Here is a 15652-nt window from a genome sequence, read left to right as displayed (position 1 = left end):
TGCCCTATGCTATACTGTTCACACATCAGATTCACAGGCTGTTTATTGAAGACATTCCCAATTGAATTTGTCTGTGATCATGATATAATAACAGTACAGCCAGTTGAGCAAGAGCTTGATAGATCTCCCGTATACCCTTAACAAGGGGACGTTACGGATTCGACAGGGATGGATCGAGCTTGAGCTGCGAGCCGAGAGGCGATCTCGTTAACACGCACCTAAATATAACTGGCAAAACTAAAAGTTTTAACCAAAACTTAGCACTAGCTGCCTAATAAACGCAGCGAGCTCTTCCTGACATTGCCTATGTGTCCGTGAAGAGCACATCCAAGTAGGCTACGCTTACGTTCCCGTCTGAGAACGTAAGAAGAGACTGACAGACTAGCTCTCGGAAGGCCCGCCCGCAGGCACGAAGACGAGTGAAACACGAAATATGCAGGCTACGCTCGTAGACGCTTAAGTAATCGATGTTTCTGGACGTGGGTTCGACTCCCACCGTCTCCATACATAACATAAGAACCGCAGTGCCGTCACATGACCGCACTGCGGTTTTTTCATGCCGAAATAAAGGAGTGAATGTGAATGGAAATCGTCATCATAGACGGAAAAGATATTACAAGCACAGAAGCTTTACACCGAATCTTAAAAGATAAATTAGATTTCCCGGACTATTATGGTGAAAATCTGAATGCCTTATGGGATTGCCTGACAGGATGGATCGAATATCCGCTGACTTTGGTGTGGAAGAATTTTGAGATCAGTCAGAAGGCATTGGGTTCGGATGCTGATGATGTATTAAGGATATTAAAAAAGGCTGAGGCAGAATTAGATGGTGAGTTTTTCATTCAACTCGAACAGCCGTCAGCCGGGTCAAACGACAGGCACTAAAAAGTGCGTACTTCCCCTCATCCATTTTTCTATCCGATAATAGGGACGGAAGGTTTCAGGCTTTCGATTTCTGTCCATATATAAGAAGAGACTTGCGATAGGGAGGAATGGACGATGGATTTGCAGTTGAAAGGGAAGACGGCGCTTGTGACGGGATCTACGTCAGGCATCGGGAAGGCGATTGCGGCTTCGCTGATTGCAGAAGGCGCGGCGGTGATCATTAACGGCCGCCGTGAAGAAAAGGTGAACGAAACGATCCGGGAACTAGAGAAACAGACGCCGGATGCCCTGCTCTATCCGGCCGCGTTTGATTTAGGCACGGCGGAAGGATGCGGCGAGATTTTTCAGCAGTATCCTGATGTGGATATTCTCGTGAACAATTTAGGAATCTTTGAACCCGCGGAATATTTTGATATTCCTGACGAGGAGTGGCTCCGGTTTTTCGAGGTGAATATCATGAGCGGCGTGCGGCTGACACGCCGGTATGCAAAGCGGATGATTGAACGGAAGGAAGGGCGGGTGATTTTTATCGCGAGTGAAGCGGCCGTCATGCCTTCTCAGGAAATGGCCCATTACAGCGCCACGAAAACGACGCAGCTGTCGCTGTCACGCAGTCTGGCCGAGCTCACGGAAGGGACGAATGTGACGGTGAATACGGTCATGCCGGGCTCCACGAAAACAGAGGGCGTCGAAACGATGCTGGAGTCGCTTTATCCGGGTGAAAACCTGACAGCGGCTGAAGCGGAGAGACGATTTATGAAGGAAAATCGTCCGACGTCGATCATTCAGCGATTGATCCGTCCGGAAGAGATCGCCCACTTTGTCGCCTTTTTAAGCAGCCCGCTGTCGTCAGCCATTAACGGATCTGCTTTGCGGATCGACGGCGGCTTGGTGCGGAGCATTATATAAGATGAATATACAAAAACCCCCGCAAAGTGGCGGGGGTTTTTTAATGCGGCTCACGCTGAAACCGGCTGATGATCCTGCTGATTAAATCTTTTGTGGCGGAGTCAAAATGCTCTTCTTTTTGGTTTGTCAACAGCCCGACCGGCGGTGAAATCGTTAAGTTACGGATCGGAATGACCTTCGTGCCTCCGATCGGCTCTGAGTGCGCCGTCGCCGTAAAGATCGAGACGCCGATATTTTCCCTGACATAGTATTGGTGAGCCATGCTGCTGCTCAGCTCCATTTTTCGATAGCGGCTGCCGATGGCCCGCTGCAGGTGCTGTTCAATTTGAATCCGGATCGGGCAGTTGGCAGGCGTGAAAATCAGGCATTCATTTTCTAAGTCTTCGAGATTGATACTTGTTTTGGCTGCAAGGGGATGTCTGTCGGACACGATGACATTGAGCGAGTCATGGAAAAATGGATCGAAGTAATTTTCCAGAATCAGCTCCGGCTCGCCGCATACTGCAAAATCAATGGCGCCCTCCAGCAGCTTGCGGCTGCATGTATTGGCGTCGTCCACGCTGACATTGACCGACATGTCAGGATAATCATCTAAAAACTCCCGCAGCACGGCAGGAAAGATTAGGCTTGCCGTCGGTTCGGATATGCCGATCTGAATAAGTGCGGCCTGCCCCTGTCTGATGTCGGCCAGAGTATGGTCAAGCACCTCATACTGTGCGAGAAGCTGCCCCGCCCGCTCATGAAACAGCCGTCCCGCTCTTGTCAGTTTCAGCTTCTTTCCCCGTTCAAAAAGCTGCGCGCCTACATCCTGCTCCAGCTGTTTAATCCGCATTGAAATCGTCGGCTGTGAATAGTTCAGAATTTCGGCGGCCTTATAAAAGCTGCCTGACTGTACGATGGTATGAAACGTTTTAATGGTGCGTAATTCCAACGAAATCCCCTCCCGGCTGTTCATTAATTTTCTTGAACTTTTCCTTTATTTTTTTTGATTAGTCAAATAAATCAGTTTGCTTTATAGTATAAACAATTAAAGCTTAGTAAACAAATTGGAATTATATATATTTGCGGGGAGAGTGAACGGAATGAGTGAAGACATATTTCGATTGGCTGAGAAAAAGGATGCGCCCGAATTTTTAGAACTGCTGTACAGCGCGTTTCAGCCGATTCGCAATTTGGAGATTGACTGGCCGTCGGCGCGGGCCGACATTGACATGGTAACAGAAAATATTGAAAATCATTCAGCCGTCGTGCTGGAACGGGACGGACGGCTTCTTTCAACCATTACGATCCGTTTTCCGTGGGAGAGTGATACGCCTCCTTCAAAATATCCGTTTGTCTGGTGGTTTGCGACGCTTCCTGAGCTGAAGGGGCAGGGCATCGGCAGCAAACTTTTGACTTATGTGGAGGAACACGTGCTGCGGGATACGCTGAAGGCCCCGGCCATCACGCTCGGCACCTCGGCGCGCAAGCATCCCTGGCTATTGGATATGTACAGACGGAGGGGCTATGAAGTGTATTTTGAGCAGGAGAAAGACGGAGACATCGGGGTCATGATGAGAAAGGTGCTCATACCGGAGCGGTTTGACGCGTCGCTGTTAGGCACACCGACCTGGGCGCAATAATGAAAAAGCGGATCAGAGCCGGCTGTCTGCTTCTGCTGCTCGGCGCGCTGGCCGGGTGCGGACAAGGAGAAAGCACGAAAGCGGGGAGCGGCGTGCAGACCGTCATTGTCGGCACGGGAACTGATTTTCCGAACATTGCTTTTATGGATGAAAAAGGCGAACTGACTGGCTATGACATTGAAGTGATGAAAGCCATTGATAAACAGCTGCCGCAATACAAATTTGTCTTTAAGACGATGGATTTTTCGAATCTGCTCACAAGTCTCGGAAACCGGAAAATTGACGTGATCGCGCACAATATGGCGAAAAACAAGGAACGGGAGAAACGCTTTTTGTATCACAAAATCCCGTATAACTACTCGCCGATGTACATCACGGTGAAGGCGGATAATGATGCGATACACACGCTCCGGGACTTAAAAGGGAAAACCGTCATCGTCGGCGCGACGTCAAACGCGGCGGATTATATGACGGCATACAACAAAGCCCACGGCAGCCCGATACATTTGAAATACGCCGGGCAGGGCAGCAATGATACAGCGAACCAAATTGAGACAGGACGCGCTGACGCCACCGTATCTACGCCGTTTGCCGTCGATTTTCAAAATAAGACGCACGCGTTCAAACAAAAGACGGTCGGTGATGTGCTGCTGGATACAGAAGTGTATTTTATGTTCAATAAAAACAGCCAAACCCTGGCGGACGATACGGATCGGGCGATTCAAAAGCTGGAGAAGAACGGTACATTGAAAAGGCTGAGTGAAAAATGGCTCGGCGCGGATTATTCAAAATCTAGTTTCACGAAATAATTGAAGCAGAAAACGGGGCGATCACATGAAAATAAAACTGGCGGTCATGTCATTAACATTTGCCGCAATGGCGGCGTTATCAGCCTGCGGCGCGGGCGGGGAGGCGGCATCAGGCAATCAGAAAAACGTGAAGAACATCACGGTCGGCACAGGAACTCAATTTCCGAATATTTGCTTTATCGATGATAAAGGAAAATTGACGGGCTATGATGTTGAGCTGGTGAAAGAGCTTGACAGGCGCCTGCCGGACTATCGTTTCACTTTTAAAACGATGGATTTCTCCAATTTGCTTGTCAGCCTCGGCCAGCATAAAGTCGATATCGTGGCTCATCAAATGGAGAAAAGCGCCGAACGGGAGAAAAAATTTCTGTTCAATCAAGTCGCGTATAACAACTTCCCGCTGAAAATCACGGTGCTCCAAGAGAACGGGAACATTCACGGCATTGATGACTTGAAAGGAAAGCGGGTCATTACGAGTCCGACGTCAAACGGCGCGCTTGTGCTGAAGAAATGGAATGAAAAACACGGCAGTCCGTTTGAAATCGCCTATGCGGGCCAAGGCTCCAACGATGCGGCCAATCAGCTGAAATCCGGCCGCGCCGATGCGACGATTTCCACGCCGTTTGCCGTCGATTTCCAAAACAAAACGAGCGCGGTCAAAGAAAAAACGGTCGGCGGGGTGCTGTCAAATGCCAAAGTGTTCTTTATGTTTAACAAAAATGAGCAAACGCTGAGTGATGACATTGATAAAGCGCTCAAGGAAATCATTGATGACGGCACGCTCAAAAAGCTAAGTGAAAAGTGGCTCGGCGCGGATTATTCAAAGGAGCAATATTAAGTGAAAAAGAGAGGGATCGGCAATGGAAAAAGCGTTTGATATCAGTATGATCGCATCCTTTGTGCCGACATTGCTCGGGTATTTGCCCGTCACGCTGTATATATTGGCGGTGTCTTTGCTGTTCGGCTTTCTATTGGGGCTGCTTTTGGCGCTGCCCCGGATCTATCGCATTCCCGTGCTGAATCAGATCGCGAAGCTGTATATCTCTTTTTTCAGAGGAACGCCCATTATGGTGCAGCTGTTTATTGTATTTTACGGCATTCCGGCGCTCACGGCGCTCGCCGGAATTGACACTTCCAAAATGGACCCTTTGTATGCGGCCATCGCCACGTACGCGCTGAGCAGCGCGGCTAGAGCGGCGGAAATCATCAGGGGAGGTGTGAACAGTGTCGACCGCGGACAGGCGGAGGCGGCGTTCAGCATCGGGCTGAACGGGGTGCAGACATTCCGGCGCATCATTCTGCCGCAGGCGCTCGTGCAGGCTTTTCCCAACATCGGGAATATGGTGATCGGTTTTTTAAAAGATACGTCACTCGCTTTTTCAATCGGGGTGATGGATATGTCGGGCAGAGGTCAGACATTGATAACATCGAGCAATCATTCTCTTGAAGTGTATATCTCGCTTTCTGTTTTGTATTACGCAGCCGCCCTTTTATTTGAATGTGTCTTCAGATGGTGTGAAAAACGAATCAAGAAAGATGAGACGCGCCTTGTGACGGTTTTTGACATGAGCGCGCACAGCTGAAAAGGAGGGAGAACATTGGAGCTGGACATTCCGTTTATCGGCACTGCGATAAAACAAATGATGAAAACCGTTCCGCTTACACTGGCAATGACGGTCATTCCGATTATTGCCGGATTTTTCATAGCTCTCGGCAATATCACGGTGCGTATATTCCGCATCAAATGGCTGCTTGCCTGCACAGCGTTTTACGTGTCTTTTTTCCGAAGCACCCCGGCGATTCTCCATATTATGCTGATTTATTTAGGCGTTCCGCTGATTGCCGATCATTTCAGCCGCGCCTTTCATCTCGGCTGGTCGGCCAATCAGATTCCGGTCGCCGTGTTTGTCATCATGGCACTGTCATTAACGGCAGGCGCCTATATGACGGAAATTCTCCGATCAGGGATCATGGCCGTCGATACGGGGCAGGCGGAAGCGGCTTATTCAATCGGCCTGACACGGGGCCAGATGATTCGGCGCGTGATTCTGCCGCAGGCGTTCATGCTATCACTGCCGAATTTCACCAACATAGGCATCGGTTTTTTGCATACCACTTCAATCGCGGCAATCGTTGCAGTGCCTGAAATTACAGGAACGGCGACGATTGCGGCATCCGATAACTATGCGTTTTTGGAAGCATTTATCGGGGCGGCCGTCATCTATTGGGGATTAACGCTGATTCTCGAGGCCGTAAACACTTTGGCGGAAAAAAGAGCGGCCAGATATCAAGGAGGCGCAGTATGATCGAAATCCGAAACATTCAGAAACACTTTGGCAGTCATCACGTGCTAAAAGGGGTCAATTTAAGTGTCCGGAAAGGGGAAGTCGTGACCATCATCGGTCCGAGCGGCTCGGGGAAAACAACGTTTCTGCGCTGCCTTAATTTACTTGAGCGGCCGGATGAGGGCGCCATTTCCGTACATGGTGAAGTCATTAACTGCAAAAAGCCGGCCAAAAAAGACATTCTCAGACTGAGGAAACAGACGGCGATGGTTTTTCAGCAATATCATTTGTTTTCGCATAAAACGGCGATTCAAAATGTCATGGAAGGCCTGACGGTCGCAAGGAAAATGAAAAAAACAGATGCGTACGCCATTGCGGAGCGGGAACTGGCCAAGGTGGGGCTTCAGGATAAATTGCACGCCTATCCGAATCAGCTGTCGGGAGGCCAAAAGCAACGGGTCGGAATTGCCAGGGCGCTTGCCATTCATCCTGATGTGATGCTGTTTGATGAACCGACCGCAGCCCTCGATCCGGAGCTTGTCGGCGAGGTGCTTGAGGTGATGCTTAACATTGTGCGGACCGGCGCCACCATGATCATTGTTACTCATGAAATGGAATTCGCCAGAAGAGTGTCCGACCAAATTGTGTTTATGGATGAAGGAGCAATCGTGGAACAAGGAACGCCTGAGGAGGTCTTTTACAAGACGAAAAAAGAAAGAACGAAGAAGTTCCTCCGCCGCGTTCTTCCTGATTACGGTTATGACATAAAAGAACACATAAAGGAGCCTGTCGTATGATTCGTTTAAGCATTTTAGACCAAAGTGTCACCGCGGAAAACCAAACCGCAGAAGAAGCTTTGCGGCAAACGGTGAGATTGGCTCAAGAGGCCGAACAATACGGATATGACCGTTTTTGGGCGGCGGAGCATCATAACAATGAAGAAATAGCGGGATCAGCACCGGAAATTGTCCTGGGATATCTGGCCGCCAGTACGAAAAAAATCCGACTCGCATCCGGCGGGGTGATGCTGCAGCATTACAGCCCTTATAAAGTGGCGGAGCAGTTCCGGGTTTTATCCGCCCTTGCCCCCGGCCGTGTAGCGCTCGGTGTCGGCAAAGCGCCCGGCGGATTTCAGCTGTCAACCGATGCGCTGCAGCGCGAGCTTATTCAGCCCGCCCGTTTATTTGAAGAAAAGCTTGAGGAGCTGACTCATTTCATCCGCAATGATTTTCCGGACTCGCACCGCTACGCGTCATTGCGGCCGGCTCCGCATACTGAGTATGCGCCTGACATCTTTTTGCTCGGCGGCAGCACAGAAAGCGCGATCACAGCGGCCAAACTCGGCATTTCCTTCGTTTTCGCCTATTTCATAAACGGTGAAGACGCTGCGTTAGAAAAAGCGCGCCAAGCCTTTGACGAACATCTGCCGAAAGGGGCAAAAGCCGAATTTCACCTTGCGCCGATGGTCTTTACCGCGCATACAAAAGCGGAAGCGGAAAAACACGTCGTATCGCGTGAATCGGTCAAAATCATTCTCGAAGACGGCAAAAAGGTGAATGTCGCTTCCCGAAAACAAGCGGATGCGTTTCTTGAACAAGTCACGCAGCCATATAAGCTGATCACACAAAAGACGGGTGTGATTGCCGGGACAAAAGAAGAGACCGCTTCCGAGCTGAGACGGTTATCGGTTCAATACAGCATTACCGATTTTGTGATTTTGTCGCCTATCAAAAACGCTGAAGAAAAACGGCTGTCTTATCGGCTGTTAAGTGAAGCGGTGCAGCCGGCCGCACAATTACAGGAGGGATGAACATGAGTCATGAAGCAAATGTAGTGGTTTGGAGCAAAAAGGGCTGTGCGTATTGCGAGGAAGTGAAAGGATATTTGCGGGAAAAGGCCATTGCGTACGAAACAATTGATGTGACGGAGCGGGATGAATTGCGTGACGTGCTTCACACGAAGTACGGCATCCGCCATGTCCCCGTCGTTGAAATCGGCAGCGGTGACAGGCGGGTGTATCAGGCCGTTACTCAAGTCGGCATTGAACACGTAGAACGGGCGCTTGCCGATTACGAGGGAAAAAAGGGGGAGAGAAAATGAGCCGGACGGATCTTATTCAATTCGGAGTCATGATTCACGGTGTCGGCGGTACAACGGACGGGTGGCGTCATCCCGACGTCGATCCGTCAGCAAGCACGAATGCGGCGTTTTACAGGCAAAAAGCGCAGACCGCTGAAAGAGGGCTGTTCAGCTTTGCTTTTATTGCGGACGGCTTGTTCATTTCTGAAAAGTCCATCCCGCATTTCTTAAATCGGTTTGAGCCGATCACCATTTTATCGGCGCTTGCCGCTTCTACAACCCATCTTGGTTTAATCGGCACATTTTCCACATCGTTCACTGAGCCGTTCACCATCGCAAGACAGCTCATGTCTCTTGACCATATCAGCGGCGGCCGGGCGGGCTGGAATCTCGTCACTTCTCCGCAGGCGGGGGCTGCGCGCAATCACAGCAAGGAAAGCCTTCCCGACCACAGCCGGCGTTACGCCATCGCCCAGGAACATGTGGACGTGGTGCGCGGTCTGTGGAATTCCTGGGAAGAAGATGCCTTCGTCCGCAACAAAGAAACCGGACAGTTTTTTGATCCTGACAAACTGCATCGTCTGTATCACAAAGGCGAGTATTTTCAAGTGGAGGGCCCGCTGAATATCGGCCGGTCCAAACAGGGAGAGCCGGTCGTTTTCCAAGCGGGGTCTTCAGAAACCGGCCGGTCGTTTGCCGCGCGGAATGCCGATGCAGTCTTTACGCACTCCAATTCACTTGAGGAAACGAAAGCTTTTTATGATGATGTGAAGAAGCGGGCGGCGGATTACGGCCGGGACGCTTCCAAACTGCGGATCTTTCCGGGAATCAGTCCGATTATAGCCGGATCACAAGAAGAAGCGGAAGCGAAATACCAAGAATTCGCCGAGCTGATTCCGATAGAGAACGCCGTTAAATATGTGGCCAGATTTTTTGACGATTATGATCTGAGCCGGTTTCCATTGGATGAGCCGTTTCCTGATTTGGGCGACGTCGGAAAAAACGCGTTTCAAAGCACGACAGACCGTATCAAAAGAGAGGCGAAAGCCCGGAATCTTACGCTGCGTCAAGTGGCGCGCGAAGCCGCGTTTCCGCGAACCAACTTTATCGGGACACCGGAACGTGTGGCATCATTAATTGAAACATGGTTTCAGCGGGAAGCGGCGGACGGGTTTATCATTCACTCTGACATCCCGGGCATGCTTGAAGCCTTTGTGGATCATGTCATACCGATCCTTCAGGAAAAGGGGCTGTACCGAAAAAGCTATCCGGCGGATACACTGCGGGGGAATCTCGGATTGGATATTCCGGTCTGCAAACCAAATCCGATTTTGAGCAGAAACTAAATGTTTCTGCTTTTTCTGCTGCTTGCCATTCCCGTCATTAATAAGAAAAGAGCCGTAATTTACCCCGTTTAGAGTAAATCGGCTCTTTACTATTTAAAAGACGTAAGGAATGAAAACCTGTTGAATGCAATCCTTCAAACTTATATTCCCTAAGAAATTGTTATAAAAATAAGTTAAATATTTAAGAGATTAGCAATGTTCCCGCCTAGTACTCGTTGTACCACTTCTTCACTTGAAGCATGGCGTTCAACTGCCAACTTATTTAGGAATGGATCACCATATGGAAAATCAGAACTAAATAAAGTTTTCTCTGGGAGTTCTTTTATGGCCAAAGATAATGCATAGGTTGTATAAAATGCAGAGATATCTAGGTAGGCGTTCTTTGTTTCTTTTGTTAATGCAATAACTTGCTGCCAATGAATCCCTCCCAAATGGCCATAGATTACAGGGACAGTGGGATATTTACGAGTTAAAGCGAACAATTCCTGAATGTCATTTAAATTGAGTGGATGGAATGTATGCACCCAAATCGGAAAGGAATTATAATCACTAGCTGCCTGGAATACAGGCTCAAGCATTTTAATTTGGCCTGAACCAAGGGTGAATTCTCCAAGTCCCTTCATTTTATAATCTTTTACAATCTTCTCCATCCAATCATGCAGTTCCCCGGAGGAACTTAAAAGGGGAACTGATCCGAATCCGGTAAAACGGTCAGGATATTTTGCGATAGTATCCCTTAATTCTTCTAGAGCTTTTGACCGTGCTTCTAGGGGATTTATTTCGTTATTTAAAATTTGATTCAGTACATCCATTTCCTGAATAAATTCATCGTAGCTTTCACTTTTTTCTGGATGAACAAGCGTAGAGAATAAAATAGTTTTATCTATCCCGCTTGAATCCATCATTTCAATGTGTTTTTCTACAGGTAGAACTACGTGGGCATGACTATCAATAATCATTTTTTACTCTCCTTCCAATAAATTGGCTGACAACTGATTTCGTCTTTTAGAAAATACTTCAGTAGCTATTGTTAAAATGGTATTTAATGCGATAGGAAAGCCTGCATAAATTAACATTTGCATCATAGCTTCCACAATTTCTTCTTCGGTCCATCCGACATTTAAAGCTCCGTTAATATAAAACTTTAATTGTTCCGTATTTCCTAAAGCGGTTAGACCAGCAACTGCTGCAAGAAGGCGGGATTTTAAGTCTAATCCTGGTCTGGAAAAAATTTGACCGTAATTAAATTCCACAGCCAAAGTTCCCAATTCAGGTGCTGCTGAATCTTTAAAACTGTTCACGATATTTAGATAGTTGTCCGGATCTATTTTTGATAATACTTCTAATCCCTTTTTGTAGTTTTCTTTATTTTCAGACATCTTATATGACTTCCTTTCTCGAACTCTCTATTTTTTACTGTTGTTTTTTGTTTAGGCAAGCTCAATAAGGAACTAAAAGCAATACCTATCATGAGTATCCCAACTGTACATACTCCATACCAATGCCATTTGCTCCAAGCAAGTACACCTAGATATGACCCTAAAGATCCGCCTAAGAATGTAGATACCATGTATAATCCATTTAATCTGCTTCTCTTTTCAGGAGATAGTTGAAAGATAGCAGCTTGACAAGCAACTTGATTTGCTTGCGTGCCAACTGTTACTAATAGTGCGCCAAGAATTAATCCTGGTAACCAAAATCCTAAGAATATGAAGATTAGAAAAGCGATTAAAGAAATAAACATACATAAGGTATTAGCAAATTTTGATCCTTTTTTATCGATCACCCGGCCAATCATGGGAGTTGCAAAGGCTCCAGCTATTCCCACTAAACCTATTAAACCTGCCACGGTACTCCCATAAGAGTACGGAGAAGTATTTAATAAAAAAATAAGAGTTGTCCAGAAGGCACTAAAGGAACCAAACATCATTCCTTGACTAAGACAAGCTTTTTGCAACACTTTTTCCTTTTTAAATAACGGGCCTAAAGATGCAAGTAATTTTTTATACTGCATTGCATGATTTCCTTTGCTTTTTGGAAGGTACATTGCCATTAAAATGATCATTATGATTGTGCCGGCAAAAGAAGCCCAATACATTGATCTCCATCCAAAATGGGAATCTGCAAAGCCGCTGATAAATCGAGCGCCTAAAATCCCGCACACTAAGCCAATGGCAACATTCCCTAACACTTTTCCTCTGTTCTCTTCTGAAGCTAAATTAGCAGCAAGAGGAACAATAATTTGAGGGACTATGGTAACAAATCCAAGAATTAAGTTTGCTGCAATCAGCCACGTTACATTCATTGATAAAGCAGTTGCAGCTAAAATAATACATACAATAGATAATAAACTTAGGATCAATTTTCTTCGTTCAAAAATGTCACCTAATGGTACCAATAGAAGATTTCCCAATGCATATCCCACTTGAGTTAAAGTGGCTACAATTCCTATATAGTTTTCAGAAACGTGAAAAGTATTTGCCATACTGACTAAGAGCGTTTGATTTAAATAGACATTCGCTACCGTAAAACCACATGCTGCAGCCATGAGGAGAACTAATCCTTTCGGAAAAGGCTCAGCCCTATTTTTGAAAACCATAAAACTCACCTCCTTCATTTATTAGAATAGATGAGGGTTTATAATGGGAATAGGAGTGTGTTTATCCTATTATTAAAACTACTACTTATAAGGGGAGAAGTTCATGTTAAGTGACAAAGAAAGAAGGAAAGAACTAGGGGATTTCTTAAAAACACGACGGGCACGATTATCTCCTCAAGACTTTGGTTTACCTATTGGGCCGCGCAGAAAAACAGAAGGATTGCGCCGAGAAGAAGCAGCTCAGCTGGCAGGAATAGGAGTAACCTGGTATACATGGTTAGAGCAAGGGCGTGATATACAGGTATCTTCAGACGTATTGGAGGCTATTTCGCGTGTATTCAGGTTAAATGAAGAGGAAAAAGAGCATCTATTTTTATTAGCAAATCAGCCATTGCTATCTAAGGTGGGAAGACCTCTCGTTGAAAGTGTAAATAGCGTCCTGAAAAATTTATTGAGTCAATTAGAATACTGTCCTACATATGTAACCGACGAAAAATTGAACATAGTAAGCTGGAATAAAGCTGCTGCCGTGGTTTTTGGTGACTTTAATAAAATGAATGATCGAGATCGTAATGCAGTCTGGCGTTGCTTTGCGTCTAAAGAATACCGAGAGCTATTTCTTAATTGGGAAGATCATGCGCAACGCTTGATTGCTCAATTTCGTTTAGCATATACACGTTTTGTCGGTGATGAGTGGTTTAAAGATATCATTAAAGAACTGACCAGTAAGAGCCCTGAGTTTCGTAATTGGTGGCCCAAGCATGAAGTTCTAGGTACTCCTTGCGGCAAAAAAACACTGCTGCATCCTTTAGTTGGGGAAATGATTATGGACCATATTACTCTTCAGGTGTACGATGCTCCTGAACTAAAGTTAACCATTTACCAACCTCGCCAAGAGGGAGAAACAGAACAGAAAATGAAGCGTTTGTTAAACTGGCAAGCAGACCTGCAATAAAAGAGTGTGATAAATACGAATGTATTAAGCGGAATTCGTTTGTCTCTAATATTATAAAAGCAGGAACATTTCGCATGGATAAATTCCACACAACTAAGTCTGAAATGAAACAGCCGATTTAGCCTTAACATGGTCAAAATCGGTCTTTTATTTTGCTTAACGTAGGTTTTTTTCGATTTGCTGGAAGTACTTCTTGCAGCCTTTTTAAAAAAATATACTGATTTCGAGATATTATTGTTGCTAAAAGATTTTTTTGTAACTATAATTATTACAGAACTGATCAGTATAAAAAAACATTCATATTTCATAATAAATATGTGTGTAATCTGAAAACGAAAGGGCTGTTTACAATGGCAAAAGTACTTTATATCACTGCTCATCCTCATGATGAAAAGACATCTTACAGCATGGCGACAGGAAAAGCGTTTATCGATTCTTATAAAGAATCAAACCCGAATGATGAGGTTGTACATATCGACCTTTACAAAGAAAACATTCCTCATATCGACGCGGATGTATTCAGCGGCTGGGGAAAACTTCAATCCGGCACAGGTTTTGAAGAGCTTTCTGAAAATGAAAAAGCGAAAGTCGGCCGTCTGAACGAGCTGAGCGATCAATTCGCATCTGCTGACAAATACGTATTCGTTACACCGCTTTGGAACTTCTCATTCCCGCCTGTTATGAAAGCGTATCTTGATTCTGTAGCTGTAGCCGGAAAATCATTCAAATATACAGAACAAGGCCCGATCGGTCTGTTGACAGACAAAAAAGCGCTCCACATTCAGGCGCGCGGAGGCTATTACTCTGAAGGCCCGGCGGCTGACATGGAAATGGGCCACCGTTACATCGGCATCATGATGAACTTCTTCGGCGTTCCTTCTTTCGACGGATTAATCGTTGAAGGTCATAATGCTGAACCGAATAAAGCACAGCAAATTAAAGAAGATGCGATTGCCCGCGCGAAAGAAGCCGGAAAATCATTCTGATCTTAAAAAAACCTCCCCGCCGTACGGCTGGGAGGTTTTTCATATTAAAGGGCGATCGTCCGTTTTTGTTCGCTGCTTTTCATCACCGCTTCAATGACACGGATGACATCGATGCCTTCTTCCGCCGTAACAGGAAGCGGTTTTCCGTTTAAGATGCTGTCTGCCAGCCGTTTGTAGTACGTAAGGTAAGATCCGTTCTCAGAGGGGATTGTTTCTGTATGTCTTTTTTCATCCGCTGCGGTTGTCAGCTCACCGAAGCTGTCAGGGTCATCAGCGCCCCAGTTCTCGTCAATCGGCTTTTGGCCGGCTGAAAGCGCAGCTTCCTGTCCGTCCTTTCCGTATTTGATAAAGCTTGCATTCCGTCCGTGAATCTGATAGCGCGGGCCGCTTGCCGCATTCATGGAGCCGGATTGAAGAATAACCTGAAGCTTGCCGTAATGGAGGGCGGCCAGAAACCAATCGGCCGTTTCACTGTTGTCCCGCTGTTTCATCACATGTGCGGTGACGGATTCCGGCATTCCGAACAGCAGGAGTGTCTGGTCAATAATATGTGAACCGAGATCATACAGCGTTCCCGTGGCGGGTCCGCTTTTTTCGCGCCATCTTTCTTGGACAACCGGGTTGTATAGATCGTAGTTGACTTGATATGTATGAATGTCTTGAAGCGCCCCGTCCCGAATCAGCTTTTGAATCGTTAAAAAGTCATTGTCCCAGCGCCGGTTGTGATACACGCTCAGCAAGACGCCTTTATTTTCAGCCGTTCTTCTCAGCTCCTCCGCTTCTGCTGAAGTCGCCGTCATCGGCTTTTCCACGACGGTGTGTTTCCCCGCAAGGAGACATTTCATCGCTGATTCATAATGCATTCCGCTCGGTGTCGTAACGATGACGAGATCAATATCAGGGTCACCGGTGATGTCTTCAATCTTGCGCACGGCTTCAGCCCCCGGCAGATCACGTTTGACCTCATCCGTTCTGGAGGTCATGACTTTTTTGATCTGATAATCATCAAGGACGTCCAAAAGCGGCGCATGAAAGACTTTCCCGGACAAACCATATCCCAATATGCCAACCTGTATCGTTTTCAATGAACTTCCCCCTCTTGATATGTGATAACAATATATACCCCGCGGGTGTACTGGTAAAACTTGTGTGTTGAAAATTTTTTACACCGGTT

The 15652-nt window shown here is 46.6% G+C and carries 18 protein-coding genes and 1 other RNA gene; 14 read left to right on the top strand and 5 right to left on the bottom strand.

Going from position 1 to position 15652, the window contains the following annotated elements:
* Window positions 1–144 precede the first annotated feature (144 nt).
* The 3 genes from ssrA (at window position 145) to AC1DN5_RS00695 (ending at window position 1797) form a co-directional block, all read left to right on the top strand.
* Window positions 145–507: a transfer-messenger RNA gene (ssrA, locus tag AC1DN5_RS00705) on the top strand.
* A 75-nt stretch (window positions 508–582) separates the two neighbouring features.
* On the top strand, window positions 583–888 hold the full coding sequence (locus AC1DN5_RS00700; protein WP_049627377.1) for a barstar family protein: 306 nt from the start codon (window positions 583–585) through the stop codon (window positions 886–888).
* Between the two features lie 114 nt (window positions 889–1002).
* Complete coding sequence (locus AC1DN5_RS00695; protein ID WP_366969797.1) at window positions 1003–1797, top strand: SDR family NAD(P)-dependent oxidoreductase; 795 nt, start codon at window positions 1003–1005, stop codon at window positions 1795–1797.
* A gap of 40 nt (window positions 1798–1837) precedes the next feature.
* On the opposite strand, the gene AC1DN5_RS00690 is transcribed toward AC1DN5_RS00695, so the two are convergent.
* The gene (locus tag AC1DN5_RS00690; protein ID WP_366969796.1) at window positions 1838–2728 is read right to left on the bottom strand and encodes a LysR family transcriptional regulator; all 891 of its coding nucleotides are present in this window, start codon (window positions 2726–2728) and stop codon (window positions 1838–1840) included.
* 151 nt (window positions 2729–2879) lie between these two features.
* Between AC1DN5_RS00690 and AC1DN5_RS00685 the strand changes: the two genes are divergently transcribed.
* From AC1DN5_RS00685 to AC1DN5_RS00645, 9 genes are read left to right on the top strand one after another with little or no spacing between them, the layout of a single operon-like run.
* Window positions 2880–3419 carry a GNAT family N-acetyltransferase gene (locus AC1DN5_RS00685; RefSeq protein ID WP_047477166.1) on the top strand — a complete coding sequence of 180 codons (540 nt, stop codon included), beginning with the start codon at window positions 2880–2882 and terminating at the stop codon, window positions 3417–3419.
* The gene (locus tag AC1DN5_RS00680; RefSeq protein ID WP_045925953.1) at window positions 3419–4228 is read left to right on the top strand and encodes an amino acid ABC transporter substrate-binding protein; all 810 of its coding nucleotides are present in this window, start codon (window positions 3419–3421) and stop codon (window positions 4226–4228) included. The genes AC1DN5_RS00685 and AC1DN5_RS00680 overlap by 1 nt, the downstream gene beginning before the upstream one ends.
* A gap of 25 nt (window positions 4229–4253) precedes the next feature.
* Window positions 4254–5066 (top strand): amino acid ABC transporter substrate-binding protein, encoded by an 813-nt coding sequence (locus AC1DN5_RS00675; protein ID WP_366969795.1) that lies wholly within the window; start codon window positions 4254–4256, stop codon window positions 5064–5066.
* A 22-nt stretch (window positions 5067–5088) separates the two neighbouring features.
* Window positions 5089–5811 carry an amino acid ABC transporter permease gene (locus AC1DN5_RS00670; RefSeq protein WP_016937921.1) on the top strand — a complete coding sequence of 241 codons (723 nt, stop codon included), beginning with the start codon at window positions 5089–5091 and terminating at the stop codon, window positions 5809–5811.
* A gap of 15 nt (window positions 5812–5826) precedes the next feature.
* Window positions 5827–6534 carry an amino acid ABC transporter permease gene (locus AC1DN5_RS00665; protein ID WP_366969794.1) on the top strand — a complete coding sequence of 236 codons (708 nt, stop codon included), beginning with the start codon at window positions 5827–5829 and terminating at the stop codon, window positions 6532–6534.
* The gene (locus AC1DN5_RS00660) at window positions 6531–7310 is read left to right on the top strand and encodes an amino acid ABC transporter ATP-binding protein (protein WP_366969793.1); all 780 of its coding nucleotides are present in this window, start codon (window positions 6531–6533) and stop codon (window positions 7308–7310) included. The genes AC1DN5_RS00665 and AC1DN5_RS00660 overlap by 4 nt, the downstream gene beginning before the upstream one ends.
* The gene (locus AC1DN5_RS00655) at window positions 7307–8323 is read left to right on the top strand and encodes an LLM class flavin-dependent oxidoreductase (RefSeq protein ID WP_366969792.1); all 1017 of its coding nucleotides are present in this window, start codon (window positions 7307–7309) and stop codon (window positions 8321–8323) included. Before AC1DN5_RS00660 ends, AC1DN5_RS00655 begins: the two co-directional genes overlap by 4 nt.
* Before the next feature lie 2 nt (window positions 8324–8325).
* Window positions 8326–8613 (top strand): glutaredoxin family protein, encoded by a 288-nt coding sequence (locus tag AC1DN5_RS00650; RefSeq protein ID WP_045925956.1) that lies wholly within the window; start codon window positions 8326–8328, stop codon window positions 8611–8613.
* The gene (locus tag AC1DN5_RS00645) at window positions 8610–9938 is read left to right on the top strand and encodes an LLM class flavin-dependent oxidoreductase (RefSeq protein WP_264819153.1); all 1329 of its coding nucleotides are present in this window, start codon (window positions 8610–8612) and stop codon (window positions 9936–9938) included. Before AC1DN5_RS00650 ends, AC1DN5_RS00645 begins: the two co-directional genes overlap by 4 nt.
* A 173-nt stretch (window positions 9939–10111) precedes the next feature.
* On the opposite strand, the gene AC1DN5_RS00640 is transcribed toward AC1DN5_RS00645, so the two are convergent.
* The 3 genes from AC1DN5_RS00640 to AC1DN5_RS00630 are packed head-to-tail and all read right to left on the bottom strand — an operon-like array spanning window position 10112 to window position 12537.
* Window positions 10112–10897, bottom strand: a complete 786-nt coding sequence (locus tag AC1DN5_RS00640; protein ID WP_060964267.1) for an amidohydrolase family protein — start codon at window positions 10895–10897, stop codon at window positions 10112–10114.
* Between the two features lie 3 nt (window positions 10898–10900).
* Window positions 10901–11317: a carboxymuconolactone decarboxylase family protein gene (locus AC1DN5_RS00635; protein ID WP_264819152.1), complete on the bottom strand. Its 417-nt coding sequence runs from the start codon at window positions 11315–11317 to the stop codon at window positions 10901–10903.
* Complete coding sequence (locus AC1DN5_RS00630; protein ID WP_269774294.1) at window positions 11281–12537, bottom strand: MFS transporter; 1257 nt, start codon at window positions 12535–12537, stop codon at window positions 11281–11283. The genes AC1DN5_RS00635 and AC1DN5_RS00630 overlap by 37 nt, the downstream gene beginning before the upstream one ends.
* Window positions 12538–12640: 103 nt before the next feature.
* Between AC1DN5_RS00630 and AC1DN5_RS00625 the strand changes: the two genes are divergently transcribed.
* Both AC1DN5_RS00625 and azoRB read left to right on the top strand, forming a co-directional pair.
* Complete coding sequence (locus AC1DN5_RS00625) at window positions 12641–13492, top strand: helix-turn-helix transcriptional regulator (RefSeq protein ID WP_264819150.1); 852 nt, start codon at window positions 12641–12643, stop codon at window positions 13490–13492.
* A 350-nt stretch (window positions 13493–13842) separates the two neighbouring features.
* On the top strand, window positions 13843–14478 hold the full coding sequence (gene azoRB, locus AC1DN5_RS00620) for an FMN-dependent NADH-azoreductase AzoRB (RefSeq protein ID WP_003151719.1): 636 nt from the start codon (window positions 13843–13845) through the stop codon (window positions 14476–14478).
* 44 nt (window positions 14479–14522) lie between these two features.
* Here the strand turns inward: azoRB and AC1DN5_RS00615 are convergent, their stop codons facing one another.
* Window positions 14523–15563 carry an oxidoreductase gene (locus AC1DN5_RS00615; protein ID WP_013353611.1) on the bottom strand — a complete coding sequence of 347 codons (1041 nt, stop codon included), beginning with the start codon at window positions 15561–15563 and terminating at the stop codon, window positions 14523–14525.
* Window positions 15564–15652: the final 89 nt, after the last annotated feature.

The organism is Bacillus sp. 01N42_2 (assembly GCF_056399565.1).
This window is presented reverse-complemented; position numbering and strand designations above follow the sequence as displayed.